At 49.9% G+C, this 25,395-nt stretch carries 23 protein-coding genes and 1 riboswitch; of the genes, 18 read left to right on the forward strand and 5 right to left on the reverse strand.

Annotated features, from left to right (window positions below):
• The first annotated feature begins 146 nt into the window (after positions 1-146).
• A complete protein-coding gene (gene tnpA / locus KJS57_RS24900) occupies positions 147-620 on the forward strand; it encodes an IS200/IS605 family transposase (RefSeq protein WP_213656720.1) in 474 nt (157 codons plus the stop codon).
• A 204-nt stretch (positions 621-824) separates the two neighbouring features.
• Positions 825-3,104: a type IA DNA topoisomerase gene (locus KJS57_RS24905; RefSeq protein WP_213656721.1), complete on the forward strand. Its 2,280-nt coding sequence runs from the start codon at positions 825-827 to the stop codon at positions 3,102-3,104.
• Between the two features lie 104 nt (positions 3,105-3,208).
• Here the strand turns inward: KJS57_RS24905 and KJS57_RS24910 are convergent, their stop codons facing one another.
• On the reverse strand, positions 3,209-3,994 hold the full coding sequence (locus KJS57_RS24910) for an HAD family hydrolase (protein ID WP_213656722.1): 786 nt from the start codon (positions 3,992-3,994) through the stop codon (positions 3,209-3,211).
• Positions 3,995-4,078: 84 nt separating this feature from the next.
• Positions 4,079-4,993, reverse strand: a complete 915-nt coding sequence (locus KJS57_RS24915) for a winged helix-turn-helix domain-containing protein (RefSeq protein ID WP_213656723.1) — start codon at positions 4,991-4,993, stop codon at positions 4,079-4,081.
• Positions 4,994-5,258: 265 nt separating this feature from the next.
• Between KJS57_RS24915 and KJS57_RS24920 the strand changes: the two genes are divergently transcribed.
• Genes KJS57_RS24920 through KJS57_RS24940 form a run of 5 tightly spaced genes read left to right on the forward strand, consistent with a single transcriptional unit; the run spans position 5,259 to position 9,962 of the window.
• Positions 5,259-5,993: a phosphonate ABC transporter ATP-binding protein gene (locus KJS57_RS24920; protein ID WP_211020602.1), complete on the forward strand. Its 735-nt coding sequence runs from the start codon at positions 5,259-5,261 to the stop codon at positions 5,991-5,993.
• Positions 5,994-6,001: 8 nt separating this feature from the next.
• Positions 6,002-7,261: a hypothetical protein gene (locus KJS57_RS24925; protein WP_244861703.1), complete on the forward strand. Its 1,260-nt coding sequence runs from the start codon at positions 6,002-6,004 to the stop codon at positions 7,259-7,261.
• A gap of 30 nt (positions 7,262-7,291) precedes the next feature.
• Complete coding sequence (locus KJS57_RS24930) at positions 7,292-7,990, forward strand: response regulator transcription factor (RefSeq protein ID WP_211020600.1); 699 nt, start codon at positions 7,292-7,294, stop codon at positions 7,988-7,990.
• A complete protein-coding gene (locus KJS57_RS24935) occupies positions 7,987-9,423 on the forward strand; it encodes a sensor histidine kinase (RefSeq protein WP_213656725.1) in 1,437 nt (478 codons plus the stop codon). Before KJS57_RS24930 ends, KJS57_RS24935 begins: the two co-directional genes overlap by 4 nt.
• Positions 9,420-9,962 carry a GNAT family N-acetyltransferase gene (locus KJS57_RS24940; RefSeq protein ID WP_213656726.1) on the forward strand — a complete coding sequence of 181 codons (543 nt, stop codon included), beginning with the start codon at positions 9,420-9,422 and terminating at the stop codon, positions 9,960-9,962. The genes KJS57_RS24935 and KJS57_RS24940 overlap by 4 nt, the downstream gene beginning before the upstream one ends.
• Positions 9,963-10,032: 70 nt before the next feature.
• On the opposite strand, the gene KJS57_RS24945 is transcribed toward KJS57_RS24940, so the two are convergent.
• Positions 10,033-11,256, reverse strand: a complete 1,224-nt coding sequence (locus tag KJS57_RS24945; protein WP_213656727.1) for a glucose-1-phosphate adenylyltransferase — start codon at positions 11,254-11,256, stop codon at positions 10,033-10,035.
• A gap of 191 nt (positions 11,257-11,447) precedes the next feature.
• On the opposite strand from KJS57_RS24945, the gene glgB reads away from it, so the two are divergent.
• Together glgB and glgA are read left to right on the forward strand one after the other, a co-directional pair.
• Positions 11,448-13,409, forward strand: coding sequence for a 1,4-alpha-glucan branching protein GlgB (gene glgB / locus KJS57_RS24950; protein ID WP_213656728.1), 1,962 nt, complete (start codon positions 11,448-11,450; stop codon positions 13,407-13,409).
• A complete protein-coding gene (gene glgA / locus KJS57_RS24955) occupies positions 13,406-14,842 on the forward strand; it encodes a glycogen synthase GlgA (protein ID WP_213656729.1) in 1,437 nt (478 codons plus the stop codon). Before glgB ends, glgA begins: the two co-directional genes overlap by 4 nt.
• Before the next feature lie 115 nt (positions 14,843-14,957).
• On the opposite strand, the gene KJS57_RS24960 is transcribed toward glgA, so the two are convergent.
• Positions 14,958-16,703, reverse strand: coding sequence for an alpha-glycosidase (locus tag KJS57_RS24960; protein WP_213656730.1), 1,746 nt, complete (start codon positions 16,701-16,703; stop codon positions 14,958-14,960).
• Positions 16,704-17,177: 474 nt separating this feature from the next.
• On the opposite strand from KJS57_RS24960, the gene KJS57_RS24965 reads away from it, so the two are divergent.
• From KJS57_RS24965 to KJS57_RS24980, 4 genes are all read left to right on the forward strand, one after another.
• A complete protein-coding gene (locus tag KJS57_RS24965) occupies positions 17,178-18,008 on the forward strand; it encodes a transporter substrate-binding domain-containing protein (protein WP_213656731.1) in 831 nt (276 codons plus the stop codon).
• 95 nt (positions 18,009-18,103) lie between these two features.
• Positions 18,104-18,766 (forward strand): amino acid ABC transporter permease, encoded by a 663-nt coding sequence (locus tag KJS57_RS24970; protein ID WP_213656732.1) that lies wholly within the window; start codon positions 18,104-18,106, stop codon positions 18,764-18,766.
• A complete protein-coding gene (locus KJS57_RS24975; protein WP_213656733.1) occupies positions 18,753-19,475 on the forward strand; it encodes an amino acid ABC transporter ATP-binding protein in 723 nt (240 codons plus the stop codon). The genes KJS57_RS24970 and KJS57_RS24975 overlap by 14 nt, the downstream gene beginning before the upstream one ends.
• 169 nt (positions 19,476-19,644) lie before the next feature.
• Positions 19,645-19,820: riboswitch (cyclic di-AMP (ydaO/yuaA leader) on the forward strand.
• Between the two features lie 4 nt (positions 19,821-19,824).
• Positions 19,825-20,514 carry a 3D domain-containing protein gene (locus KJS57_RS24980; RefSeq protein ID WP_213656734.1) on the forward strand — a complete coding sequence of 230 codons (690 nt, stop codon included), beginning with the start codon at positions 19,825-19,827 and terminating at the stop codon, positions 20,512-20,514.
• 50 nt (positions 20,515-20,564) lie between these two features.
• Here the strand turns inward: KJS57_RS24980 and KJS57_RS24985 are convergent, their stop codons facing one another.
• Entirely contained in the window at positions 20,565-21,392 is an 828-nt protein-coding gene (locus KJS57_RS24985; RefSeq protein ID WP_244861704.1) for a polysaccharide deacetylase family protein, read from the reverse strand.
• A 182-nt stretch (positions 21,393-21,574) separates the two neighbouring features.
• Here KJS57_RS24985 and KJS57_RS24990 point away from each other — a divergent pair, with 182 nt between their 5' ends.
• The 5 genes from KJS57_RS24990 to mobB are packed head-to-tail and all read left to right on the forward strand — an operon-like array spanning position 21,575 to position 25,389.
• Positions 21,575-22,270: a dihydroorotate dehydrogenase electron transfer subunit gene (locus tag KJS57_RS24990; RefSeq protein ID WP_213656735.1), complete on the forward strand. Its 696-nt coding sequence runs from the start codon at positions 21,575-21,577 to the stop codon at positions 22,268-22,270.
• Positions 22,267-23,199 (forward strand): dihydroorotate dehydrogenase, encoded by a 933-nt coding sequence (locus tag KJS57_RS24995; protein ID WP_213656736.1) that lies wholly within the window; start codon positions 22,267-22,269, stop codon positions 23,197-23,199. The genes KJS57_RS24990 and KJS57_RS24995 overlap by 4 nt, the downstream gene beginning before the upstream one ends.
• A gap of 35 nt (positions 23,200-23,234) precedes the next feature.
• On the forward strand, positions 23,235-23,576 hold the full coding sequence (gene lpdD / locus KJS57_RS25000; RefSeq protein WP_213656737.1) for a prenylated flavin chaperone LpdD: 342 nt from the start codon (positions 23,235-23,237) through the stop codon (positions 23,574-23,576).
• Positions 23,573-24,850, forward strand: coding sequence for a molybdopterin molybdotransferase MoeA (locus KJS57_RS25005; RefSeq protein WP_213656738.1), 1,278 nt, complete (start codon positions 23,573-23,575; stop codon positions 24,848-24,850). The genes lpdD and KJS57_RS25005 overlap by 4 nt, the downstream gene beginning before the upstream one ends.
• On the forward strand, positions 24,847-25,389 hold the full coding sequence (gene mobB, locus KJS57_RS25010) for a molybdopterin-guanine dinucleotide biosynthesis protein B (RefSeq protein ID WP_213656739.1): 543 nt from the start codon (positions 24,847-24,849) through the stop codon (positions 25,387-25,389). Before KJS57_RS25005 ends, mobB begins: the two co-directional genes overlap by 4 nt.
• The last annotated feature ends 6 nt before the right edge of the window (positions 25,390-25,395 follow it).

The following is a 25,395-nucleotide window of genomic DNA, read 5'->3' on the forward strand; positions in this document are numbered from 1 at the left end:
ATTACGGCTTTAGCCAGTTGAGCTCGCGAAGCGTGCGAAACAAAAAACCACCCGCTATGCGGGTGGAGGGATCGAAGGTTTGACCACCAAGACCATTCCGATAAAATTGAGATGTTCAGGCTCAACAATGAAAGGAATGGTCTTAAATGGCAAACAAGAGCTATAGTCTAGCTCACACGAAGTGGATGTGCAAATACCACATTGTGTTCACCCCGAAGTATAGACGGAAAGAGATCTATAATCAAGTAAGGAAAGACTTAATCGAAATTTTCAAACGTTTATGTAAATACAAGGGGGTAGAAATAATAGAAGGCCACATGATGCCAGATCATGTACATATGTTAGTAGCGATACCCCCAAAAATCTCAGTATCTTCATTTATGGGATATCTGAAGGGAAAAAGCTCGCTGATGATATTTGAGAAGCATGCCAGCTTGAAGTATAAATATGGAAACCGGAAATTTTGGGCAGAGGGATACTACGTCAGCACAGTAGGCTTGAATGAGGCCACTGTCGCTAAATATATACGTGAGCAAGAAGCACATGACCAAGCAATGGATAAACTGAGTGTGAAAGAGTATGAGGATCCATTCAGCAGAAACAGTAACAAGAAGAAGTAAACCAGTTTAACTGGTAAGTGAAAGTGACAAAAACACTGAGCCTGAACAATTTTATTGTCAGGCTAGCGTCTTTAGGCGCAGTTTGGCAACAGGGGGTTATACCCCAAGAGCAAACCACCCGTTGGACGGGTGGTTATGATTGGAATTATGGATATTGGTATTTTAGGATCTGCGCAAGAAGCAAGAAAGTGGGGCCCAAAAAATATGAAAACGCTCATTATCGCCGAAAAACCGGATATGGGGCGAACGATTGCCGCGGTCATCGAGCCGAGGGCGAAGAACAACCGGTCTTATTTGGAGGGGGATCGTTATATCATTACCTGGGCGATCGGCCATCTGCTCGGCTTGGCCGAGCCCGACGCTTACGATGCGAAGTACAAACGCTGGAATTTCGGCGATTTGCCAATCCTTCCGGAGCAATTCAAGATTGTACCGAATCCGAGAACGAAGGACCAGCTAAAGACGATCGGGGAACTGGCCAAACGGTGTAATGCGATCGTGAATGCCTGTGACGCCGGGCGGGAAGGACAATACATATTCGCCCTCATCCAGCAGCAGCTTAAATTAACCCAGCCGGTAAAAAGATTGTGGATTTCCGACCTTACCGCGGAGAGTATCGCGAAAGGCTTTGAAGGTCTCCACGACAGCTCCGAATTTCAAAATCTGGAGCTTGCCGCAAGGGCGCGCAGTGAGGCCGATTGGCTGGTAGGGATGAACGCTTCGCGGGCGTTTACGACCAAGCACCGGACATTGCTGTCGGTCGGACGGGTTCAGACGCCGGTGCTTGCGCTGATTTATGATCGGCAAAAAGAAATCGAAAATTTCGATTCGCTCACGTATTACGAGATAAAAGCCGATTTTGCCCAAAACGAACGTAAATATGTCGGCTCCTGGCAGGGCGAACGATTGACGGACGGAGAGAAAGCCGCCTCGATCGCCGACAAGGTCCGTGGCAAGCAGGGACGTATCGCGGAATACGAAGTGAAAGAAACCCGGGAGTATCCCTTCAAGCTTTATGATCTGACTTTGCTTCAACGGGAAGCAAACGCGAAATACGGCTATTCGGCCAAGAAGACGTTGGATTTGGCCCAAGCTCTGTATGAGAAGCATAAAGTCATTACCTATCCCCGGACTAGCTCCAACTATGTAACCGAGCAAAATATCGACGGGATGCACAAAACTCTTCATATGCTGAAATCATCGCCGTACCGGGATTTGGCAGAAGGGGGAGACCCGCGGATTGTGCATGTCAACAACAAGTCCGTCTGCAATCCGTCGCGCGTCGAAGATCACCATGCCATTCTGCCGACTCTGAGACGCGCGGGAACGCTCAGCAAAGAAGAGCAGCATATTTATGACCTTGTCGTACGCCGCTTCTTATCCCATTTCTATCCTCCGGCAGAATATAAGCAGCATACGCTGCTTACGGAGGTCGAGTCTGAAATGTTCAAGACGAACGTAAAGGAGCTGCTATCGCTCGGCTGGAAGGTCTGTCTGCCGGGAGAAGAGAGCACCGGCAAATCGTCGGGCTCCGGACGCGGCAAAAAGCAGGAGGATGAGGACGAAGCGGAGGAACTGGTCAGCGAGCCGTTTTCAATCGACCGGGATGGTCCGGTTCAGTGTACCGATGCGCAGGCGAAGGAGAAGGCGACCCAGCCGCCGAAGGCATATACGGAAGGAACACTGCTGAAGGCGATGGAGAGCGCCGGGAAACAGCTGGAGAACGAGGAGCTTCGCGAGGCGATGAAGGAAGCGGGTCTCGGAACGCCGGCTACCCGGGCGGCAACGATCGAACGGCTCAAAAAGGTCGGCTACATCACGATGCAGGGCAAGCGGATTACGGTGACCCAGAAAGGCCGGACAGCGGTGGAATTGATCCGGCATGCGGGCGTTGAGCTGTTGACTTCCCCGGAAATGACCGGGCAATGGGAGCGGCGGCTGCATCAGATTTCAAAGGGAGAAGCGGCCAGCGAAAAGTTCATGGAGAACGTCAAGCGGTTTGCTATTTCCATCATCGATAAAGTAAGGACGCAGCCCAAGGCGGATGCCTCGCTGTTCGAAGCCGGTGAGGACGAGAAAGGCAAACGGAAACGGGGAGCCGGTAAAGAAGCAGGCCAAACGGCCCGCAAACAGGCCGGTAACGGTGGTGAAAGCGGAGGCCAGACCGCTTCCCGCCGCGTAGCTTCCAACGGTTCCGGCGGCGGGCTGCAGCCGCTGGCTCCTTGCCCGCGCGAGGGCTGCGGCGGCCAATTGATCGAAGGCCGCAAAGGGTTTGGATGCACCCATTTTAAACAAGGCTGCGGTTTCGTAATCTGGAAGGAATTTGCGGGGAAGAACATATCGCAAAATATGCTGAACGCTTTACTTGAAAAGGGACAGACCCAATTGCTGACGTTTAAGCAGCCTGAGGGCGATTACAAAGCGAGAATCCGGTTGGTTGACCGTATAAGCGGCAAGCTGGAGATTCAACGGGAAGAGTCTTGATATAAAAGAACAAGGCAGCTGCTCTAACAATGAGCGGCTGCCTTTTTTTATGGCAAGAATATATCAGAAAAGCAGTTTATCTACGAAAAACAAGCATGTCCATATTAGCGGCCGATGCGACCGGAGGATGCACTCCGACTAGCTTGGGTAAGCGTCAGGCTTCCGGCGATCACACCCGGAACGGCCTCCAGAGAGGATACGGTATACATAGAAGTGTCCGTCTCTTTTTTTAGATCAATCAGATTATAGGTCCATTCCTTCGGATGTTTGATATAGATGGCGTTGATTCCGGCGGAAAGGGCCGGCTCGATGTCCGTGCGCAGGCTGTTCCCGATCATCCAGGTAGAACGCCGTTCAAATGTACGGGAGGTCAAAATTTCTTCCAGCGCTTCAACATTTTTATGCTGCCGGATGTAGATTCGGTCCTGGAAATAATCGGCCAGTTTCATCTGTTCGATTTTACGCTGCTGGATGGTCGTTTCTCCTCCGGTGTACAGGTATAGCTCATGTCCTTGCGATCTTAAGAGATTCAGTGTTTCCACCATGCCAGGATAAGGCTCAACCTCACGGTCATACACGCTCATTCCTAGCTTCATCAGTTTATCTTCTTCCGCAATATTAAGATCCCGGCCCAGGAGCCGGCAGAAATAACGATAAGAGTCCACAAGGGATTGTGGAAAATGACTGCTGACGAAGCCGATCAGCTCCACGCCGGCGACATCGATTTCAATTTGCTTGTTGCGGATTTCCTCGGTCGTGATGCGGAATTCCTGAAACCAATCGGCCAACAATTCACTGAATTCGTCAAGAATTTGGTCGAAATAAATATTACAGTGGACAAGGGTATCGTCCAGATCGAAAATAATTTGCTGCCGCAGCGGCCTATTCAAGTTAAGTCACTCCTTCTGAAGGGAAGCGGGTAAATTTTTGTATGTATCCTACCTTAGCAGAAGGGCCGACGGAAAAGCAAATACCTACAATCGAATATAGGATTCAAGGAACATCTGCAGTTCGGACGCTCCATCCGGCCGGATGCTGAATTTCTCGTTGTCCCGGTCCATCAGGTGGACGCGGAGAAGACCGGCTACACGAAGCCGCATCATATGATGCATCAGTTGTTCCTCGGTTTCGTTCAAATTCTGAAGAAGTTCCTGCAGAGATTTCGGCTCATCAGCCACGTAGCGCAACAGGCGCAATCGTTCCGGGTTGGCAAGGGCACGCGTCAGTCGCAGCAGGCAGATTGGCGGCTCGTCTTCGTCCAGTTCCGGCAAATCCAGAGGATACTGGATCAGCAGCGTACTTTCATAGAAGCAATATGTATTTATGGGACGAAAATGGATGGAGGGGAGCAGAACTACCTTTTTGATCGGCAGCTGAGGTTCCAGCACCAATCCGCCGGAGGCATACTCCAGCAGGGCATCGGGATCCATCTTGTGCATCAAAGCCTGTTTCTCGGCCGCATCCTCTTCCAGCAAGGAAGCATACTGCTCCTCAATCTCGCTGAAATATTCATCGTTCCACATCCGCAATAGAGGAACGTAGGTTTTCAGCCGCGAAATATCCTCACTATTCACAGCGGGAACATAGGATTTGAGCTTGTGAAGCAGTGTATCTTCTGCGGCTTCGGCAAGCTCGTTCAAAAAGGAATCGATATCTGAATCCGTACTGCGTTCCAATATCAGGGCATATAGCAAATCATAGTCCGTAAAGGGGAGCGCCGCCGTCTCGGTAAAACGTTGCCGATCCTCTTCGCTAAACCGGGAATCGAGGGACTCGATCCATTCGGTACCGACATCCAGATTGTTCACCCATTTACGGGTCGTGTATATAATAAAGCTGCTTAGAAGTTCATACACCGGTGAAACATCGATTTTCACGTCATAGTACATGATTAAACCTCCCACGGGTCAATGCATACATTTTCATTATGGCTTGTTGGCGTGGAGGTTGTCTACTATAATGTTTGTATACGGTTTGAAAAGAGTGACTTTATTTCATCTAAAAGCTAACATGAATGCCACATTACGGAAGTCGCCGGGTTATCCAGCGATTTTCTTTCTTTATTGTTGCCAATTATGAAGATGCTGTAATGGATTTTGAAGCCTATTTCCAATAAACTAAAGATGAGAGCGCAATTAAAGGAGAATCGGACAGATGATCAAAGTAAGCCACTTGAAAAAATCGGTGGATGGCAATAAAAAACAGGTTTTGCGGGGAATCACCACCCAGTTTGAGCAGGGAGAAATCATCGGCGTCGTCGGACCGAGCGGCAGCGGCAAGAGCACGTTGCTCCGTTGCCTCGCATTGCGGGAGAGCTGGAATGGTGGGGAGTACTCCTGGGACGGCAACCAGATCATTAAGGGCGGGGGCAAAGGCTCACAGAAATACCGTTCCAAATGCGCCTACCTGGAGCAAAATCCATCGTTATATCCCGACAAGACGGCGTTGAAAAATGTGCTGATCGGACAAGTCGGCCAGACTTCCTTCTTGAGACGGATCACCGGGATGGTGCGGTCCGACGATTACATGGGCGCGATGGACGAGCTGGAGAAGTTCGGTTTGCTCGATAAAGCTCATGTTAAGGCCGGTAAGCTTAGCGGGGGAGAACGACAGCGCGTTGCCATCTGCCGCGCACTGGTCCATGGAGCCGGATTTATCGCAGCGGACGAGCCGGTAGTGGGTCTCGATCCCCAATCGGCGGAACGCGTACTGAATACACTTCGCTCGCTTTGCAGCGAACAGGGCAAAACAGTCGTTGCCGCATTGCCGATTGAACTGGCCGAGCGCTATTGCACGAGAATTTGGGGACTCTATGAAGGAGAACTTAAGCTCGATGTATCGGGCAGACGGTTGACCGCGGAAGAGAAGCGGTCGATCGATCTGGTATGAAGAGAGTGATGAAATTGTTCCACAAAAGCTGGATTACCGCAGCAGCCGGGGGTTTTCTGCTCTTTGCGCTGAGCGGATGCAATATCATTAAAGATCCGAAATCGCTGATGGAGACGCCGCAGCTGTCCTCGGACAAAGAATCGCTTATCAGCGTTATTAACGCCGAGATCAAAGGGGCCCAGATCATTCGTCCCCGGGACGTAAGCGACATAAGCTCGATCCGGACACCCGATCTGAACAACGACGGAGTCAAGGAAGCCGTTGTATTCTACGAAACTCCGGACGAAGCGGTCCGGATTCACGGGATGATTCTGGAACATACGGGAGACACCTGGGTTCCTAAGGTTAAATTCGACGGAGAAGGACAAGTACTGGAGACATTTGAGGTCCGCGATATTACCGGAGACGGCAACCTGGACATTATCGCCGGCTTTACCAGCGGCGAAGAAGATCCTCAAAAAGGGCTTACCGTCTATACCTATAACGGATCCGAAGTAGAAAATGTGTTGTCCCTGCCGTACAACAATTTTCTTATCGATGATCTCAATCAGGACGGTCTGCTCGACTTGACCGTTGTAACCTTGAAGCGGGATCAGAACGCTACGGTTACGGTATACCAATATAATGAAGGCTTTCAAGAACTGGCTCACATCCAATTGGATGATCCGATCAAGCAGTACTACAATACGGTCAGCGGCAACATTACGCCTAAGCTCAAAGGAATCATCCTCGATGCCGCCTTCGGAACGCATTACGCTTATTCGCATCTGGTCGTCATGAAGGACGGCAAGCTGGTCGACCTGCTGCCTTCTCAGGACTCTACATTTAAGAACTATCCTGTTCTGAGCGGCGATGTGGATGGGGACGGCATTCTGGAGGTCGGCCGCTCCGAGAAGCCGAAAGGCTGGGAATCCCGGCCGTATGATGATATACCGCTGTTTTCTTATTACCAGTGGGAAGAAGATGCAGGTCTTAAATTCGTTATGCAGCAATATATGGATTTAGCGGGCCGTTTTTATTTCAACTTCCCTAAAGAATGGTGGGGGAAAGTAACGATCGATCCGAAGTCGGATCAAAACGAGCACCTCTGGTTTACCAAGATTGACTCGGGTGAAACGGTGGCGGAAATCCGCTTCTTCTCCCTTTCGGAATGGGAACGAAATAAAGGGGACTGGGAACTGATGGCCCGGGATAATGACAAAGTCATTGGATTCCTGAGCCACACCGAATTGAAAATCAATAAAGGCGAAAAAGAGATCAAGCGTTAAACGCTGGCGAATAAGAGGGAGGAGACCAAGTTGAGCAAAGTATTGATTTTGGAAGACGAAGAATCCATCCGCAGTTTTATTGTGATCAATCTCAAGCGCAACGGGTTTGAGGTGATTGAGGCGGCGGAAGGCAACGAAGCCTTGGCGAAGCTGCAGAGCATTCCGGATATAGATATCGCACTGCTGGATGTCATGGTGCCTGGAATCGACGGGTTTGAAGTTTGCCGGAGAATCCGGGAGACGAATGAGCGGATCGGAATTATTTTTCTGACCGCAAAAGTACAGGAACAGGACAAAGTTTATGCTTTGTCTGTCGGGGCGGACGATCATGTGAGCAAGCCGTTCAGTCCGACCGAACTGATCGCCAGAATTCAATCGTTGCTCCGGAGAGTGAACGTATACCGGGAGAGCAGCGCTAAAGTATCTTTTACTTCAGGGCCGTTCACCCTGGATTTGATATCCAAGCAATTTAAAAAGAATGGCCAGCTTATAGAGCTTACGCCGACTGAATTTTCGTTGATCCAGTATTTCCTGGAGCAAGAGAACACACCGCTTAGCCGGGATTTGCTGCTGGATCATGTATGGGGCAAAGAATATATGGGTGACCCCAAGATTGTCGATGTGAACATCCGCAGGCTTCGGCAGAAGATCGAGAACAATCCGTCGGAACCGGCTTTTCTGCAAACCGTGTGGGGACACGGCTATAAGTGGAAAGGCGAGGGACAATGATCAAAAAAGGCATAGGCCGGCAAATCGTATTACAATATTTCATCGTCGTATTCGTAACCTTGTTCATGGTGGAATTGATTTTTTCATTGGCGATCCGGGTTTATTATTACGACACGATATACAATCATATGTATACACACTCCACTTGGGCTTCCGACTTTTTTCAAAAGTTCGTGCGGTTGAATGCGGAACGTGATCCCGATTATTTCACGGAAATGCTGCGCACGTTTGAGCTGGATAATACGGAGCTGATGATATTAAACAAGAAGGGCGAAGTCGAGGCCAGCAGCAACGCGTTTCAGGCAGATAAAGCGATCCAGACGAGCGACGTCTCACAGGCGGCAGCCGGAAGCGTGGGCAAATGGATCGGCCGGCAGCCGTCCACCGGCGAAATGGTGATGGCGGTTTCCACGCCGCTCCAGGTTCGCGGGGAGAACCGGTATATCGTCAGGTTCGTCACGTCGCTGGAAGCCGTAAATTCAAATTTAATGAAGCTTACGCTGTTATCGGGGGCGGTATGCCTTGCGGTACTGGCTCTCGTCACACTTTTTAGTATCGGCCTGGCCAATTCGATCGTTAAGCCGATTAACAACATCAGGGCGGTCTCGGCGCATATGGCCAAGGGGAAGTTTGACGTGCGGATCAAAGGGAATTACCGCTATGAGCTTGGCGAACTGGCCGCCACGTTAAACTATATGGCTCAAGAGATCGTACGCAGCAACCAGATCAAAGATGACTTCATTTCATCGATCTCGCATGAGCTGCGTACGCCTCTGACAGGGATTAAAGGCTGGAGCGAAACCTTGACCCTGGGCGGTTTCGACCCGGAGGAAACAAAGATAGGCATGGGCATTATCGCCAAGGAAACCGACCGCCTCATCGGCTTGGTAGAGGAAATGCTCGATTTCTCCAAGCTCCAGCAGAATGAAATGAAGCTGGTCATTGGACGTGTTAATCTGAAAGAACTGCTTCAGGAAACGATGCTGAACGTTTGGGCCAAGGCGGAACAAAAAGGCATTCAGATTAAGCTGGAGGACCGGACGGTACAAACGATTATCGTTGTCGGAGACGGGAATCGGTTGAAGCAGGTATTTTTGAACCTCGTCGATAATGCGATCAAATTTTCCAATGAGAACAGCTGGATCCATCTGGTGATTACCCGAACTGAACCCGATCAGGTGCTGATTGAAGTAGTCGATAATGGAATCGGGATCAGCGATGAGCATTTGAACAAGGTTAAGGACCGGTTTTTCCAGGTGAACCATCAAGGCGGCGGAACCGGGCTGGGGCTGGCTATCAGCCAGCAATTGGTTGAACTGCACCATGGAGAAATGGATATTCACAGTGAGCTGGGCACCGGTACTACAGTATCCGTCAAGCTGCCGCTGGCTGAACCGGAAGAGGGAACCGAAGATAGCGGTGAACCTGTATGAGAACGCCATTAGGAACGATAATGACCTCAGCAGGAGAATTGGAGATATGCCTGACGGACCAAGATGATGCGGAGCTCGTTCGCTCTCTGTTGATTGAAGCGGCAAATTGGATGGTGTCCGTCGGGATAAGGCAATGGAATCCGGAACAATTTACCGAGCAAGAAATCGCGACTTATTTTGCTAAACGGGAAATTTATTTGGTTGTGGGACCCGATGGGCCGGTCGGCATGTTTACGCTTCAACAGAGCGATCCGGATTATTGGGGCTCCCTGAACGAGGAAGGCTACAGTTATCTGCATCGTTTAACGGTCACGCCTTCCTATCGGGGGCATGCTTTGGGCCGCGATTTCATTTACTGGGCGGCCAGACGGAGCCGTGAACTCGGGCGTAAAGGCCTTAGATTTGACTGCTGGAGCGAGAACCGCAAGCTGAATCCCTATTACAGCAAGCTCGGTATGGAAACGCGGGGAAAAGGTGCCTTGAACGGCAGGGAGTATATTTTGTACGAGATGAACAGCGAGCTTTACCGAAAGTTATAAAGAGTAACGCACAAAGGGTGTCGGCCTGGGCCGACACCCTTTTTTATATAAAATATGCAGTTATGCCGTATTAGGAAGACAGTCCTTCGGCACGAAGACGAGCCGTCTTGTCGTATACTTCCTTGAGCAGGCGGGCAGGCTGAGGGCGTGCGGCCGGTTTGGCCTGAACGGTCTCATAAGGTCCTACAACGACGATTTCGCCTTCGGTTCCTCTGACTACGGCGCCGTCGTGAATAATGGCTCCTTCACCGATGATGGCCCGCTCAATCAAAGCCCCGCGTCCGATCCGGGCGTTAGGCATAATGACGCTGTCCTTGATTTTCGTATAGCGTCCCACCTCGGTGCCGCCAAAAATGACGGATCGTTCCGAATAGCCTTCGAGCGCACAGCAGTCATGGATCATGGACGATTTCGTCTGAACGCTGCGTGTTTTAAACGGTTTTGCCTTCAAACGGGCATGCTCCCGGGTATACATCGGCCATGCTTCGTCCATCAGCTTCCAGTCCGAATCTTTGGCCAAGATGTCCATGTGAGCTTCCCACAGGCTTTGAACCGTGCCGACATCGCGCCAGTAGCCCTTGAATTCATAAGCATGCAGCGCTCTGTCCCCGGCCAGCATTTTCGGAATTACATCTTTGCCGAAATCATGGCTGGAATTTTCGTCCATTGCATCTTCAATCAAATGCTGCTTGAGGAAGTCCCATTTAAACAGATAAATTCCCATCGAGGCCAGATTGCTGGCCGGTTGCGCTGGTTTCTCAGCAAATTCTGTAATTCTGGAATGCTCATCCGTAGACATGACACCAAAGCGGTGCGCTTCTTCCCACGGTACCGGCATGACCGAGATCGTCGCAGAAGCGTCCGAAGCCATATGGAAATCAAGCATTTCCCGGTAATCCATGTGGTAAATGTGGTCGCCCGAAAGGATTAATACATTTTCGGGTTCATGACCGTCCACGAAATCGATATTTTTAAATATGGCATCAGCAGTACCTGCATATTCCTCTACCCCGGCGTTATAGGATGGCAGACAGGAAATTCCGTTATTGGCCGTCCGCGGAAGGTTCCAGGCATCTCCTTCGCCGATGTGTTCATGCAAGGATTCCGCTTCATATTGGGTAAGAACACCAATGGTGTCAATTCCGGAATTCACGCAGTTGCTGAGAGGAAAATCGATAATCCGATAATGGCCGCCAAAAGGAACGGCGGGTTTGGCAAGCTTGGACGTAAGCGGCGACAATCGTCGGCCCTCACCACCGGCCAGAAGCATAGCAATACAGTCTTTCTTTTTCATTTTCGTTTCCCTCCCGTAAGGTTTCGTCTGTGTAGTACATACATAAACGAGATATAATGTAGTTGAAACTAAAATTATGGAAATCCCAAGAAAATATTACATTTATTTTTTCATTTTTAATTTTCCTGTTCAGTTTCGGGGAGTTTTGGGTAAATATTTAAGTGGGACTATACATAAAAGCAGGTGATGAATTGTTAGAGCCATTCAAAACGAGCGCCGTTTCGGACACGGACGTGTATTTATTCCATGAAGGAACACTTTACCGCAGCTACCGGACGTTCGGTGCCCATGTCGCCCAGGAAAACGGCGAGACTGGAATCCGCTTCACGGTTTGGGCGCCAGCCGCGCGCCAGGTCTCCCTGGCCACCGATCGAAACGGCTGGAACGGGGAGAACGATTTATTATATAAGATACCCGATTCGGGGATTTGGACTCGCTTTTTTCCGGGACTTGAAGAAGGGATTTTTTACAAGTATCAAATTACGGGTCCGGACGGCAACAAATTTCTTAAGGCCGATCCTTATGCTTTTTACGCAGAAGTAAGGCCGGCAACCGCCTCCGTGGTGAAATCCCTGGATGAGTACAGTTGGGGGGATGCGGCATGGAGACGCAAAAAGCGGGCGCCGTACCAGAGGCCGCTGAACATTTATGAACTGCACTTCGGCACTTGGAGACAGCGGGAAGACGGGAGTTTCTATACTTATCGGGAGATGGCCGATCTGTTAATTCCTTACGTCGAAAAGATGGGTTACACCCATATTGAAATTATGCCCCTGACCGAACATCCATATGATTTATCGTGGGGTTATCAAGCTACGGGGTACTTCGCCCCGACGAGCCGTTTCGGTGAGCCGAAAGACCTGATGTACTTTGTCGACCGTTGCCATGAGGCGGGGATCGGCGTGATTCTGGACTGGGTTCCGGGTCATTTTACGAAGGATGCCCACGGTTTGCGGATGTTTGACGGTACGCCATTGTATGAATATGCCGACCCGTCCAAAGCGGAAAAACCGGGCTGGGGCACGCTCAGCTTCGATTTCGGCAAGCCGGAGGTTCGCGCCTTCTTGATTTCAAATGCGCTGTATTGGCTGGATATGTATCATTTTGACGGGTTAAGAGTCGATGCGGTGACCAGTATGCTGCGGTTGGATTTCGAGAAATCCGAGGGCCAGTATAAACGAAATGAGCAGGGCGGCATCGAGAACCTGGAGGCAGTTTCTTTTTTGCAGCAATTGAACGAGACGGTATTCCGGTATTATCCCCATACTTTGATGATGGCGGAGGAGTCCAGCGCATGGCCGATGGTTACGTCTCCCGTGCACGAAGGAGGGCTAGGCTTTAACTACAAGTGGAACATGGGCTGGATGAACGATACGCTCGCTTACGTGGAATCTTCGTTCGGGGACCGGCCGGCTCGCCACCATCTGCTGACCTTTCCGATCTGCTACGCTTATTCGGAGAATTTCGCTCTGCCGCTGTCGCATGACGAGGTCGTCCATGGCAAGAAGTCGCTGGTTGACAAAATGCCGGGCAGCTATGAAGAGAAATTTGCGGGGCTGCGTCTGCTCCTCGGTTATCAGATGACTTCCCCAGGTAAGAAGCTGCTCTTCATGGGTGGTGAGTTCGGCCAATTTATCGAGTGGCGGGATCAGGGAGAGCTCGACTGGTTTCTTCTGGAGTACGAATCGCACAGAAAAATGCAGGATTATACCGCCGCCCTGAATCACCTGTACCTTCAAGAGCCGGCGTTGTGGGAATTGGATCATACGTTTGAGGGCTATCAATGGATTAATGCGGATGATGCTGATCAGAGTGTGATTTGCTATCTCCGTATAGGCAAAAAAGTGAAGGATACGCTGCTTGTTGTCATCAACTTTCAGCCGGTGGAGCGGAACAATTACCGCCTTGGCATTCCCAGAGCAGGCACGTACGAAGAGATATTCAGCACAGAAAATCTACACTTCGGCGGGAGCGGAAAGGTGAATAAGAAAGGCGAAAAGAGCGAGAAAATGCCATGGCACAATCAGAAGCAAAGCCTGGTATTGAATTTACCGCCGCTTAGTATGTCGATCTGGAAAAAGACTGCAACCGCAACCGCCGGATCGAAGTCGGCAAAGACCAAATCAACGCCGCAAGGGAGGAAGAAACAATGAAAATTTTGTTCGCGGCCGCTGAAGCGGAACCGTTTATCAAAACCGGAGGACTCGCCGACGTAATAGGTGCTTTACCTAAGGCGTTGAAGCAGGCGGGACATGACGTCCGCGTTGTCCTGCCGAAATACAAGGACATACCGGCAGCTTATACCGAAACTTTGCGCCATTTGGGCGAAGTGGTTGTCCCCGTGGGCTGGCGTCAACAGTACGGAGGCATAGAGTACTTGGTTTGGGACGGAATTCCGGTGTATTTTATCGATAACGAATATTACTTCGGCAGGGATGGGGTATACGGTTATTGGGATGACGGGGAACGGTTTGCTTATTTAAATCGTGCCGTCCTGGAAATCCTTCCGGCCATCGACTTCTTCCCGGACGTGCTTCACTGTCATGACTGGCATACCGCTATGATTCCGCTGCTGCTGCGGGAACATTATAGCTGGAACCCGGCGTATGCTGACATTCGTACCGTCTTTACGATTCACAATTTGCTGTACCAAGGGATATTCCCGTATGAAGTACTAGGCGATTTGCTGAGCTTGCCGCATGGATACTTTACGCCGGATGGGGTGGAGTACAACGGAAATGTCAGCTTCATGAAAGCGGGGCTCGTGTTCGCCGATCATGTGACGACCGTGAGCCCGACCTATGCCTCGGAGATCCGGACGGAGCATTACGGATATGGCCTGGACGGTCTGCTTCGTTCGCTTGGGGACCGGATGTCCGGAATTGTGAACGGGATCGACGTGAAGCTATACAACCCGTCCACAGATCCGGAACTGGCTGCACGATACCGCACAAGCCTGAATAAAAAGCGGGAGAATAAAGCTGCTCTTCAACGGGAAGTGGGGCTGCCCGTGTCCCCGGATGTTCCTCTGGTCGCCATGATTACCCGGCTGGTCGAACCGAAGGGACTTGATTTGGTCACCCGGATTATGGACGAATGGCTGCATTTTGACGATGTTCAGTTCGTTGTGCTGGGGACCGGAGACCGGGCCTATGAGGACTGGTTCAAGGAAGCGGCGCACCGGCACCCGGAGAAGCTGTCGGTTCAAATCAAGTTCAGCGACGGCCTGTCCCGCCGCATCTATGCGGGAAGCGATCTGTTCCTGATGCCGTCGCGCTTCGAGCCGTGCGGAATTAGTCAATTATTGGCGCTTCGTTACGGAAGCATTCCGGTTGTCCGGGAAACCGGGGGGCTGAACGATACGGTTCATGCTTACAATGAGTATACCGGAGAGGGCAATGGATTCACTTTCAAGGACTACAATGCCCATGATTTGCTGTATACGCTGCGCAGAGGCATTTCGTTTTATCATCAGCCCGAAGAATGGAAAAAGATCGTGGCTAATGCATTCGCTGGAGACTATAGCTGGAACAATTCGGCGGAGCAATATATCGATATTTACAGGAGCCTTACTGAATCGAAGTAGATATTTCGATTTGGCTGTTAGCCAGGAAACTTATAGCATATACAAATCCCCCCGATGCGAAGGTAATATCGCATCGGGGGGATTTATGTTGTATTTATTCTTAAATACGAGATGTTTATTTTAACTTGCGGTAGAGAATCCGGAAACCAAACGGATCGAGGCCGACATTCATCATGCCGTCTTTTGGCTTAACACGGTCCTCTGTAAGTGCGTCGCGCCAGTCTTCCGTTTCCATAGGATGGGTCAAGGTCCGGTATTCCTCCGTATTGTTCATCCAGATTGTAAAATGCATGTGATCATCCATACGTTCATAGACGATGCAGGGATCATTCGGATTCGCCTGCAGGAAGCGGAATCGCCCATGCCGGAGCGCACCATGCTTTCTGCGGAGCTCGATCATCATTTTGTAAAAATCGTACAGCTCGCGGTCCTGCTTCTTTGGATCCCATTCCATACACTTCCGGCAGTCCGGATCGCCGTTCCCGGTAATCCCCACCTCATCCCCGTAAAAAATGCACGGTGTGCCGATATAGGTAAACAGGAACACAACACACAGCTTGAGTTTCCGCTTATCCGTACCGACCCGAGTCAACAGGCGGGGGGTATCATGGCTGCACAGCATATTGAATACCACTTCATTCGTTTGCTGCGGATAGCGCATAATTAAGGAGCCCATCTCATTAGAGAAATTGTAGCCGTCCATACCGCCGTTGAAGAACTCCAGCACTTTGTCTGCAAAGGGGTAGTTCATGACGGAATCAAACTGGTCTCCAAGCAGCCAGTTCAGGGAATCGCTCCAAACCTCGCCGATAATATAGGCATCCGGATTGGCTTCCTTGACCACCTTGCGGAAGTCGCGCCAGAAATGATGGTCGACTTCGTTGGCCACGTCCAGCCGCCAGCCATCGAGCTTGATTTCGCGAATCCAATACTCAGCTACGCCAAGCAAGTATTCCTTAACTTCCGGATTTGCGGTATTGAATTTGGGCATATTTCCGAAAAAACCAAAGGTATCATACGTAGGAATTCCATTATGGATCTGAGCCGGAAACTCATTGATGTGGAACCAGTCGGCATATTTGGAATCCGCGCCGTTCTTAAGCACATCCTGGAAGGGAGGGAATTGTTCGCCGCAGTGATTGAACACCGCGTCGAGAACAACGCGAATGCCACGGTTATGGCATGCTTCCACGACCTCTTTAAGCGTCTCGTTGTCACCGAAATGAGGATCAACCTTTTTGTAATCCACGGTATCGTACTTGTGGTTGGAGGGGGATACAAAGAGCGGCGTGAAATAGATCGCATTGATGCCGAGATCGGTCAGGTCGTCCAGATGATCCAGCACGCCTTGTAGATCCCCGCCGAAAAAGTTGTCTGTACCGGGCTGTCCGCCCCAAGGCTGGGTATTCTCCGGGTCGTTGCCGGGATCGCCGTTGGCAAACCGTTCGGGCATAATTTGATAAAACACGGCCTTTTTCGCCCATTCCGGAACCTTGAATACATCGATTTCATGGATATACGGAAATTCATACAATTCTCCTGGCGGAGTAGGGCCTTCATGCTGAATGCCCGTATCCAGCATATATACGGTTTCTGTTCCCGCAGTCAGTTTAAAGGCGTAGGACAAACGTTTGAACCGGGGCTTTACGGCCACTTCCCAATAATCGAACATCCGGTCATGGGCGGCTTTTTCCATCGGGATTTCCTGGTATGTTCCATCCCAATCATACTTATCGCCCGTCATCGCAAATACATTTTCCACGTCGTCCCGTTTGGTTCGAACGCGCAAATGTATCGTAGTCGTGTCGTAAGCATAGGCCCATTTATCCCTGGGTACATGATATAGCGCTTCTAGCAGCACAGGGGCCACCTCCTTACGTAGCATGAAAATCAACTTAAAAACCGAGCAGGTTTTTCAGCTAATTAATAACCAAATGAGACCCTTTATGAACCATTATTCCCCCACATAACCCATGTATGTTTCTTTTTGAGGAAGAGTGCGTTATTTATTATTTATTACAAAATTTAATAAAAATACATTTCGTCATTCACTGTGCTGCATATTTGATAGTAAGGCATTTATAAGAGAGTATGAATAAAACTCAAATTAAATGTAAAATTTTATATTAAAATCTTTTGATTGAATAAGGGTGATATCAATACTGAATTGACCATGGTTTTATAAAATTTAACATTTTTATGATTATTATCCGTGAAGTATGAAAAAATGATGAAAAAGATAAAAATAGCTTTGCATATATATACAGGTTGATTTATAATTAGCCCAGTAAATCGAATGGTGGTTAATAAAAAAATACCGACGGGAGAGAGACAGATGAGAAAATGGGGTATCTTAATTGTAGCGTTAATTATGGTAACAAGCGTGCTTGCCGCTTGCGGACAAAATAAAAACAATGCGGGCGGAAACACTCCGGCTAATGAAAGCCAGGGATCGGCCAATACCGGTACGGCTTCCAAAAAGCTGATCGTAGGATTGAGCGCGGATTTCCCGCCTTATGAATTTAAAATCAAAAATGAGAATGGAGACAATGAAATCGTCGGTTTCGATGTTGAGATCGCCAAGGAAATCGCGAAGGATCTTGGAGCCGAAGTGGAATTCAAGGATATGCTTTTCGACTCCCTGCTGAATGAATTGGACAGCGGCCGTGTGGACCTAGTCATTTCGGGTCTCAGCCCGAAACCGGAACGTGCGAAGCAAGTCGACTTGTCCCAGATTTATTATAAAGCGGAGCAGTCGGTCGTATCCGTGACTAAGGACAAAGATAAATACAACACGATGGAATCGTTAGAAGGCCTTAAGATTGGCGTACAAAAGGGCTCCATTCAAGAAGACATTGCCAAGACGATCACAGGCGCTAAACTGACTTCTCTTGGAAAAATAAACGATATCATTATGCAGCTGAAATCGGGACGTGTTGATGTGGCGATTATCGAAGGCCCTGTGGCCGAATCGTTCGTCAAGAACGTAGAAGGCATCAGCATTACGGACGCCAAACCGGTAACCGAGGACGAAGGCTATGTCGTCGGCGTGAAGAAAGGCAACAAGGAAATGCTTGACCAGGTCAACGCCACATTGGATCGTCTGATCGGAGACGGTTCGATCGATAAGTTCGTTACCGAAGCAAGCGCACTTGCTGAAAAATAACCGGGGACCGATTTGCAGAAAATAGCGGAGCCTATTCGCTATTTTCTGTTTTTTTGTCAAGGCTTTTGAGGTAAAATAGGAGGAATGATTGGGACATGGAGCTTTTTACAATGTTTTGGGAGTACCGCAGCTATTTTTTGACCGGTCTGCAGTATACGCTGCTGCTGGCGGCCCTGGGGGTTCTTTGCGGTTTTATTTTGGGCCTGCTTGTTACGCTTTTGCGGATGGCCCCGTGGAGAATTGTCCGGTTTATCGGCCATGCGTGGGTTGAATTTTTACGGGGAACGCCGATGTTGGTCCAGCTCTTAATAATTCATTACGGTTTTTCGACGGCGTTCAATATCAACTTCTCCCCGATTGAATCCGGAGCGATCACGCTTTCGATCAATAGCTCGGCCTACCTTGCGGAAATATTCCGTGCCGGAATCCAGGGCGTAGACCGGGGGCAAGGAGAAGCAGCTCGGTCCCTAGGCATGAATCGCTGGATGTCCTTGCGTTTTATCATTATTCCGCAGGCGATCAAGTCGGTACTGCCCGCAATCGGGAATGAGTTTATAACGATTATCAAGGAATCTTCGATCGTTTCCTTTATCGGTATAACGGAGCTGATGTTCCAGTCCGGTGCAGTAGTCACGATCACTTATGACGGCATGACGCCGTATCTGATCGTAGCGGTTATGTACTTTATTCTGACATTCACACTGTCCCGTATTTTGGGTCTGTTCGAAAGGAAGTTGAAAGCCAGTGATCACCGTTAAAAATTTGCATAAAAAGTTTGGCCAGCTTCACATTTTGAAGGGGATCGACCTGGAAATCGCCAAAGGCGAGGTAGTTGTCGTTATTGGCCCCAGCGGCTCGGGGAAGAGTACCTTTCTCCGCTGCTTGAATCTTTTGGAAGAACCGACCGAGGGCGAGATCACGTTCGAAGGGGAATCCATTACCGGCAAACGCCACAATATCAACAAAACCCGTGAAAAGATGGGTATGGTGTTCCAGCAGTTTAATTTGTTTCCACATAAAAATGTAATCGATAATATCACTATGGCTCCCATCCGCGTAAAAAAAATCGAGAAGAACAAAGCGGAAGCTTTGGCCATGGACCTGCTGCGCACGGTCGGACTGGAAGACAAGCGGGACGCTTATCCTTCCCAGTTGTCGGGCGGACAGAAGCAGCGGATCGCGATTGCCCGCGCGCTCGCTATGGAACCGCATGTCATGCTGTTCGACGAGCCGACCTCCGCGCTTGATCCGGAGATGGTCGGAGAGGTGCTTGACGTGATGAAGAACCTTGCCGACAAGGGGATGACGATGGTCATCGTCACGCATGAAATGGGCTTTGCCCGTGAAGTAGGGGACCGGATTCTGTTTATGGATCAGGGTATCATTATGGAGCAAGGGACTCCGCAGGAAGTCTTCGGCTCGCCGAAGAATCAGCGGACCAAGGATTTTCTCAGTAAAGTGCTGTAGCTTAACTCTATAACATAAACGAAACCGCCGGAGAACGCTCCGGCGGTTTTTTTGAATTCTAACGCTTTTACAGAATTGTAATTACATCATCGGTGAGAATATTGCGATCTAAGGCTACTTTAGGCTGCATGGAAACATTTGCTTGCCCTATTGGTTACAAAATTGTGATATATTGATTAGGCCAAAACCTGCCAGTGCAGGTGCGGGGGACGATTTTCCGATTAGCTGCCAACCGTCAAATGACGAGAACACGCTATCTTGGGGTGAAGCGAAGTAAATGCGCAGGGGCCTATCCTTTTTTCCCTAACCCGACAACTAACTCCGCAGGCGATAGTAGAAGGAGGACAACATGAATAAGCATACTAAATTAGCACGTGCCGTTAAAGCGACAATTATTGCAGTTGGATTGGCAGGAGCTTTGCAGTCGGTACCTGTCCATGCGGACTCGATACATAAAGCGAAGGAAGGAGACACCTTTTTCCTTTTGGCAAAACAATACGGCGTGGATATGAACAAGCTGATCACAGCGAATCCGTCTATCAAAGCATCGAATATTTACGGCGGTCTGGATATCGTAATTCCTGGAGAAGGATCCAAAGCCCTTATGTCAACAGCTTCTGCAAGCGCAAAGGAAAACATAATCCCTCAGCCGTTGTCTGCCGTAAAGGTCTCAAGTGCGGATAAGACCGTAGAGGCTTGGGGTAAGAATTTCTCTTACTCCAAAACCGTGGAGGTTAAGGCTACGGCATATTCTTCCGCAGCGAGCGAGAACGGGAAGTGGGGAGCCGTTGATTACTTCGGCAAGCCGTTGGAGTTGGGGACAATCGCCGTGGACCCGAAAGTCATTCCTATGGGCACTAAAGTGCTTGTTACGGGACACAGCCATTCCAATCTGCCGAAAAGCGCCTTCGTTGCAACAGCAACCGATCAGGGCAGCGCGATCAAAGGAAACCGCATTGATATTTTCATTCCGGGCAGTCCACAAACTGTTAATGAGTTCGGATTTCAGAACGTTAAACTGTATATTCTAGATAAATAATTGAATGCGGCAGCTCCCAAGGGAGCTGCTTTTTTAATTCCTACTCTCCGTTATTTGTACTTCTTCGTTTGGAGAAGCTCGGGAAGAGTCACAAAGTGATAACCTTTTGCTTTCAACGTCTGAATGATCTCAGGCAGCGCCTGAATCGTTCCGGATAAATCCGACCCCGTTCCCCCTCCGGCATGCTGCAATACAATAGAACCCGGGCCAGCGGCCTTGAGTACGTTCTGTTTCACCTTTTCTGAATCAAGCCCTTTCCAATCTAGCGAGTCGACATTCCAGTTCACGATAATATAACCGCTTTTCTTGGCCCACTTAACCTGTTCCTCGTTAATTTCACCATATGGCGGGCGTATCAACTTGGGCCGATAACCAACGAGATTAGCTATAATATTCTCGGTTCGCAAAATTTCGTTTTGAAACTGACTTCGCGAGCGGTTTTTGAACAAAGCATGGCTAAAGGAATGGTTGCCGATGATGTGGCCGTCCCGGTGAATGGCCCTCAGCAGCTCCGGATGCTTCTTCGCCCGATGCCCAACGACGAAAAAAGTCGCTTTGACTCCTTCCTTGCGAAGTGCAGCCAGTACCTGGGGCGTAAACCGTGGATCGGGCACATCGTCAAAGGTCAGGGCGATCTGTTTCACTTCGGGACCGCGGAATTTAAAAGTTTCGGAATATTTCCGCCGAAGCTCTCCCAGATTTAAGGGCTTTGCAGAAGCAGGTGTGGTATCCAATGAATCAGTATCCTCTGTTAAGGGACCTTTCGTATGAAACGCCTTGGAGGTATCGGGGAATAAGCAGAGGATACAACAAAACAAAGCCGTCATGAAGGCGCAGGTTAGAGCGGCGATCATCCGCCGTTTAGTCGATCTAGACATAGCAATTCCTCTCCTTTTACCCGGAAACCGTATTATAAATTGGTATGCCCAGGAAATTGGCTAATTATGTGTATTGTGTAAATGTGAGGTTTATCACAGACTCGGATAGCTGAAAAATTGCATCTTAATATGAAGCAAGGAGCAGCAAACAAAGTGGCGTTATTCGGGAAGGAGAGAGAATTTTGTCGGAAGTATTGGCTAATGAGCAGGTAGCAGAAGGCGTTTATCGACTCGCCGTGGCGGGACAATTCGCCGGAACAATGGGTCAATTTTACATGCTGCGGGCATGGGATCGCTATCCTCTGCTTTCCAGACCGCTAAGCATTTTTAACGTAACCGCGGAATACGTGGAATTTCTATATTTAGTGGCCGGAGAAGGAACGGAAATGTTCTCTAAGTTGAGAAAAGGGGATTCTATCTCGTTGGAGGGCCCGCTGGGCAACGGTTTTTCGAGACCTTCAGGGAAGACGGCGTTTGTTGGTGGAGGTATCGGTATTGCTCCGTTTTATTATGCCTTAGGGCAAATTCCTGATGCAGACGTATATTTGGGCTTCAGCAGAGAGGCTTACATGGTGGATGAGTTCCGGGCCGGAACCACGGGACAAGTGGTAGTGAACGTGGGCGGAATTATTTTGGATGAGGTAGATTTTAATGCTTATGACACGATCATTGCCTGCGGTCCACACAAGATGCTGGAAGCCGTGCAACGGAAGCAGGCTGATTCCGGCACAAAGGCGGAGGTTTATGTGTCGCTTGAGAATCGGATGGCGTGCGGGATCGGGGCCTGTCTCGTATGCAGTGTCCAGTGCCGAGATGGACGAAAAAAGGCCTGCGCGGACGGACCTGTGTTTCGTGCGGAAGAGGTGGTGTTTGCATGATGGACATGTCCTGCAATATTGCTGGAGTTCACTTCAAAAACCCGGTCGTAATGGCCTCGGGAACGTTCGGATTCGGTAAGGAGTACGGCAATTATTACGATTTGAACCTCTTAGGAGGCATTTCCGGAAAAGGGTTGACCCTTCACCCGAAGGAAGGAAACTCGGGAATACGCGTGTATGAAACTGCGTCAGGGCTGCTGAACAGTGTGGGACTTGAAAATCCGGGAATTCCAATGTTCTTGCGCGAGGAATGCCCAAGATGGGAAGGCTTGGATACGGCGCGAATTGTCAATTTGGGCGGTAATACACTTCAGGATTATGTTGATGGCGCACTGATGATCGAGCAGGATGAAGCTGCAAGACGAAGAGAAGGACGTTCGGCCATCGATATGATCGAACTGAATATTTCCTGTCCGAATGTTAAGGCCGGAGGAATGGCTTACGGAATCAAGACAGAGACGGCCAGGGAGGTTGTACGGGAAATCCGTGCGGTTACTTCGCTGCCGCTTGTCGTCAAACTTTCCCCGAATGCCGAGGATATCGTCGGAATGGCAGTGATGTGCGAAACGGAGGGAGCGGATGGTATATCGCTGGTCAATACGTTCTCAGCCATGAAAATCGATATCCGTAACCGCCGAAGCGTATTTGACAACCTGTATGCAGGTTTATCGGGCCCAGCCATCAAACCGATCGCTCTCCGGATGGTACATCAAGTCAGCCGCGCGGTCAGCATTCCCGTCATGGGCATGGGCGGAATATCGAGTGCGGAAGATATCGTTGAATTTATTATGGCCGGAGCCGCCGTGATTCAAGTGGGCACGTTTAACTTTATAAATTTGAGAGCAGGCAAGGAGCTTATCGAAGGCCTTGAGCAATTTATGATGGAGCAAAAGGTAAACAGCTTGGACGAAATTCGCGGCATCCTTTAGAATAGATAGAAGGTAATGCTAAGGAGGTCTCGGTAATGCACAGCTTTGACGATATCAACCTGCAGGCAATTCCCGCCGGGCGGGATTTATTATTGATGATAACTGGGGGAGAAGCTCATATCGGCGCGGCTTCCACCGCTTATGCAGAGGGCGAGGGAATCCAGGTTCAGACAACCGCGGTTCCGGGTCACAAGGAGCATGTTTTGACAGCGGGTATGGCCAAACGGGCTGCAAAGGTGCTTGATCGTACGGTTACCGTGGTGATGGGCATTCATTACGACGATTTAAACAGAGAGGAAATAAACCGGATTTCGGAAATCACGGAGGCTCTCTTGGAACAATGGTTAGAGCAAGCTAGAACGGAGGAATCCAGGTGAATACATCCTTTTCGGACGGAAAAGAAGAAAAATTCAAAAGAAAGGCGATCTCGGTCAAGGAAGGGCAAACGAGAATTTTATCTTATGTACGCCGCTCTGAGACGGAGCGAGTACCCCTGCCTGAAGCGCAAGGGCGCATTCTTGCCGAGGACGTCCTGGCCCCGCATCCATATCCGCATTTTCGCCGGTCCGGAATGGACGGTTTTGCCGTAATCAGCAGCGATACGCTCGGCTGCTCCGCAGAAACGCCGGTTTTTCTGGAAGTCGTGGACGAGATTCCTTGCGGAAGCTTGCCTTCGGTAGCTCTTGTTCCGGGAACGGTCTCGCGGATTATGACGGGCGCGAAGGTGCCTGATGAAGCCGATGCGGTAGTCATGTTCGAAATGACGGAATCCAGCGAGAGCCAGGGCAGAGCGTATATTCAGCTCAAAAGAGAGATTAAACCGGGCAGCAACGTTACGCCGGTCGGTTTGGAACTTCAAGAAGGCGAGCTCATTTTGGAAAAGGGGCGTCGCCTTTCCGCCGGGGAAATATCGGTCCTTGCCACGTTCGGCATTTATAACGTTCCGGTCGTTAAGCGGCCATCCGTCGCAATTTTCTCTACCGGATCTGAGCTCCTTGGTGTGGAGGAGCCGCTCCAGGACGGCCGAATCCGCAACAGCAATACGTACATGCTGGCCAGCCAAATCCGCGATGCAGGAGGAGAGCCGTTCATTCTCGAAGCGATTGCGGATGATTTGGGGACAGCCCGGCAAAAAGTGCAGGATGCATTTGAGCTTTATGATTTAGTGGTGACTACCGGAGGCGTTTCCGTCGGCGATTTCGATATTATGGCGGATCTGGTCGCAGGAGACGACGTGGAGATGCTGTTTAATAAGATCACGATGAGACCGGGCAGCGTTACGACCGCTGCGGTGAAGAACGGCAAACTGCTGTTCGCGCTCTCCGGAAATCCGGGTGCCTGCTTCGTTGGATTTGAATTATTTGTGCGGCCGGCGATCGGAACCATGCTCGGAATAGGTGATCCGTTTCTGAAGGAGATTCAGGTTGAATTGGGCCGGGAATACGTTAAAGTCAACAATTTCACCCGTTTCGTCCGGGGACGACTGGAGCTGAAGGAGGGGCGGTTTGTGGCATTTCCGGCTGCTCTCGATGAGTCCAGCGTTATGATTACGATCAAGGATAGCGATGTCCTGATTGTCATACCACCATCAAGTCGTGGGGTTGCCGCCGGGGAAATGGTGTCCGTGTTGCAGCTTCCGGGGTCGCGATGAAGCAAGTAATTCAGATTTGCGGCTACAAAAACAGCGGGAAGACGACGCTGATTGCCGGATTAGTGACTATTTTCAAGGGAATGGGTCTGCAAACGGCTGTCATCAAACATGATGTCCATGGTTTTGAAGGCGACGTGGAGGCAACAGACACCTATAAGCTCCGCAAAGCAGGTGCGACGGCGACAGCCATCACATCGCCCTGGAGAACGGCTGTCGTAGAAGAGCGCGAGACTCCGCTTGCGGAACTGGTCGAACAGTTTCACTCCTATGACTTGATCCTCGTGGAAGGCTTCAAGCAAGCAGACTATCCCAAGCTTGTGATGCTTCATCAACCGGAAGATGTGGAACTAATTACACAATTGAGCGGAATTGTCGCCTTGATTTGCCGCCGGGACGCAGGGATTGAGGCGTTGAGAGAGAGCGAGTCCAGCTTGGGATCGGATCCGCTATTGCCGGAGGGAGTAGAGGTAGCTAGTTTCTCTGCCGATGAGCTGGAGCAAATTGCCGATTTCATCCTAAAACATGTCAAAGCGCAGTAAACGTAA

This window comes from Paenibacillus vini, assembly GCF_018403325.1.
Classification (GTDB): domain Bacteria; phylum Bacillota; class Bacilli; order Paenibacillales; family Paenibacillaceae; genus Fontibacillus; species Fontibacillus vini.

Coding starts and splice junctions, on each gene's coding strand:
- KJS57_RS24915 (WP_213656723.1), bottom strand. CDS start 4,993: ATGTACTATGACGTGAAAATCGATGTTTCACCGGTGTATGAACTTCTA.
- KJS57_RS24925 (WP_244861703.1), top strand. CDS start 6,002: ATGAAATTGTTCCACAAAAGCTGGATTACCGCAGCAGCCGGGGGTTTT.
- KJS57_RS24945 (WP_213656727.1), bottom strand. CDS start 11,256: ATGAAAAAGAAAGACTGTATTGCTATGCTTCTGGCCGGTGGTGAGGGC.
- KJS57_RS24970 (WP_213656732.1), top strand. CDS start 18,104: ATGGAGCTTTTTACAATGTTTTGGGAGTACCGCAGCTATTTTTTGACC.
- KJS57_RS24940 (WP_213656726.1), top strand. CDS start 9,420: ATGAGAACGCCATTAGGAACGATAATGACCTCAGCAGGAGAATTGGAG.
- KJS57_RS24935 (WP_213656725.1), top strand. CDS start 7,987: ATGATCAAAAAAGGCATAGGCCGGCAAATCGTATTACAATATTTCATC.
- KJS57_RS24995 (WP_213656736.1), top strand. CDS start 22,267: ATGATGGACATGTCCTGCAATATTGCTGGAGTTCACTTCAAAAACCCG.
- KJS57_RS24905 (WP_213656721.1), top strand. CDS start 825: ATGAAAACGCTCATTATCGCCGAAAAACCGGATATGGGGCGAACGATT.
- KJS57_RS24980 (WP_213656734.1), top strand. CDS start 19,825: ATGAATAAGCATACTAAATTAGCACGTGCCGTTAAAGCGACAATTATT.
- mobB (WP_213656739.1), top strand. CDS start 24,847: ATGAAGCAAGTAATTCAGATTTGCGGCTACAAAAACAGCGGGAAGACG.
- KJS57_RS24965 (WP_213656731.1), top strand. CDS start 17,178: ATGAGAAAATGGGGTATCTTAATTGTAGCGTTAATTATGGTAACAAGC.
- tnpA (WP_213656720.1), top strand. CDS start 147: ATGGCAAACAAGAGCTATAGTCTAGCTCACACGAAGTGGATGTGCAAA.
- KJS57_RS24920 (WP_211020602.1), top strand. CDS start 5,259: ATGATCAAAGTAAGCCACTTGAAAAAATCGGTGGATGGCAATAAAAAA.
- glgA (WP_213656729.1), top strand. CDS start 13,406: ATGAAAATTTTGTTCGCGGCCGCTGAAGCGGAACCGTTTATCAAAACC.
- lpdD (WP_213656737.1), top strand. CDS start 23,235: ATGCACAGCTTTGACGATATCAACCTGCAGGCAATTCCCGCCGGGCGG.
- KJS57_RS24985 (WP_244861704.1), bottom strand. CDS start 21,392: ATGTCTAGATCGACTAAACGGCGGATGATCGCCGCTCTAACCTGCGCC.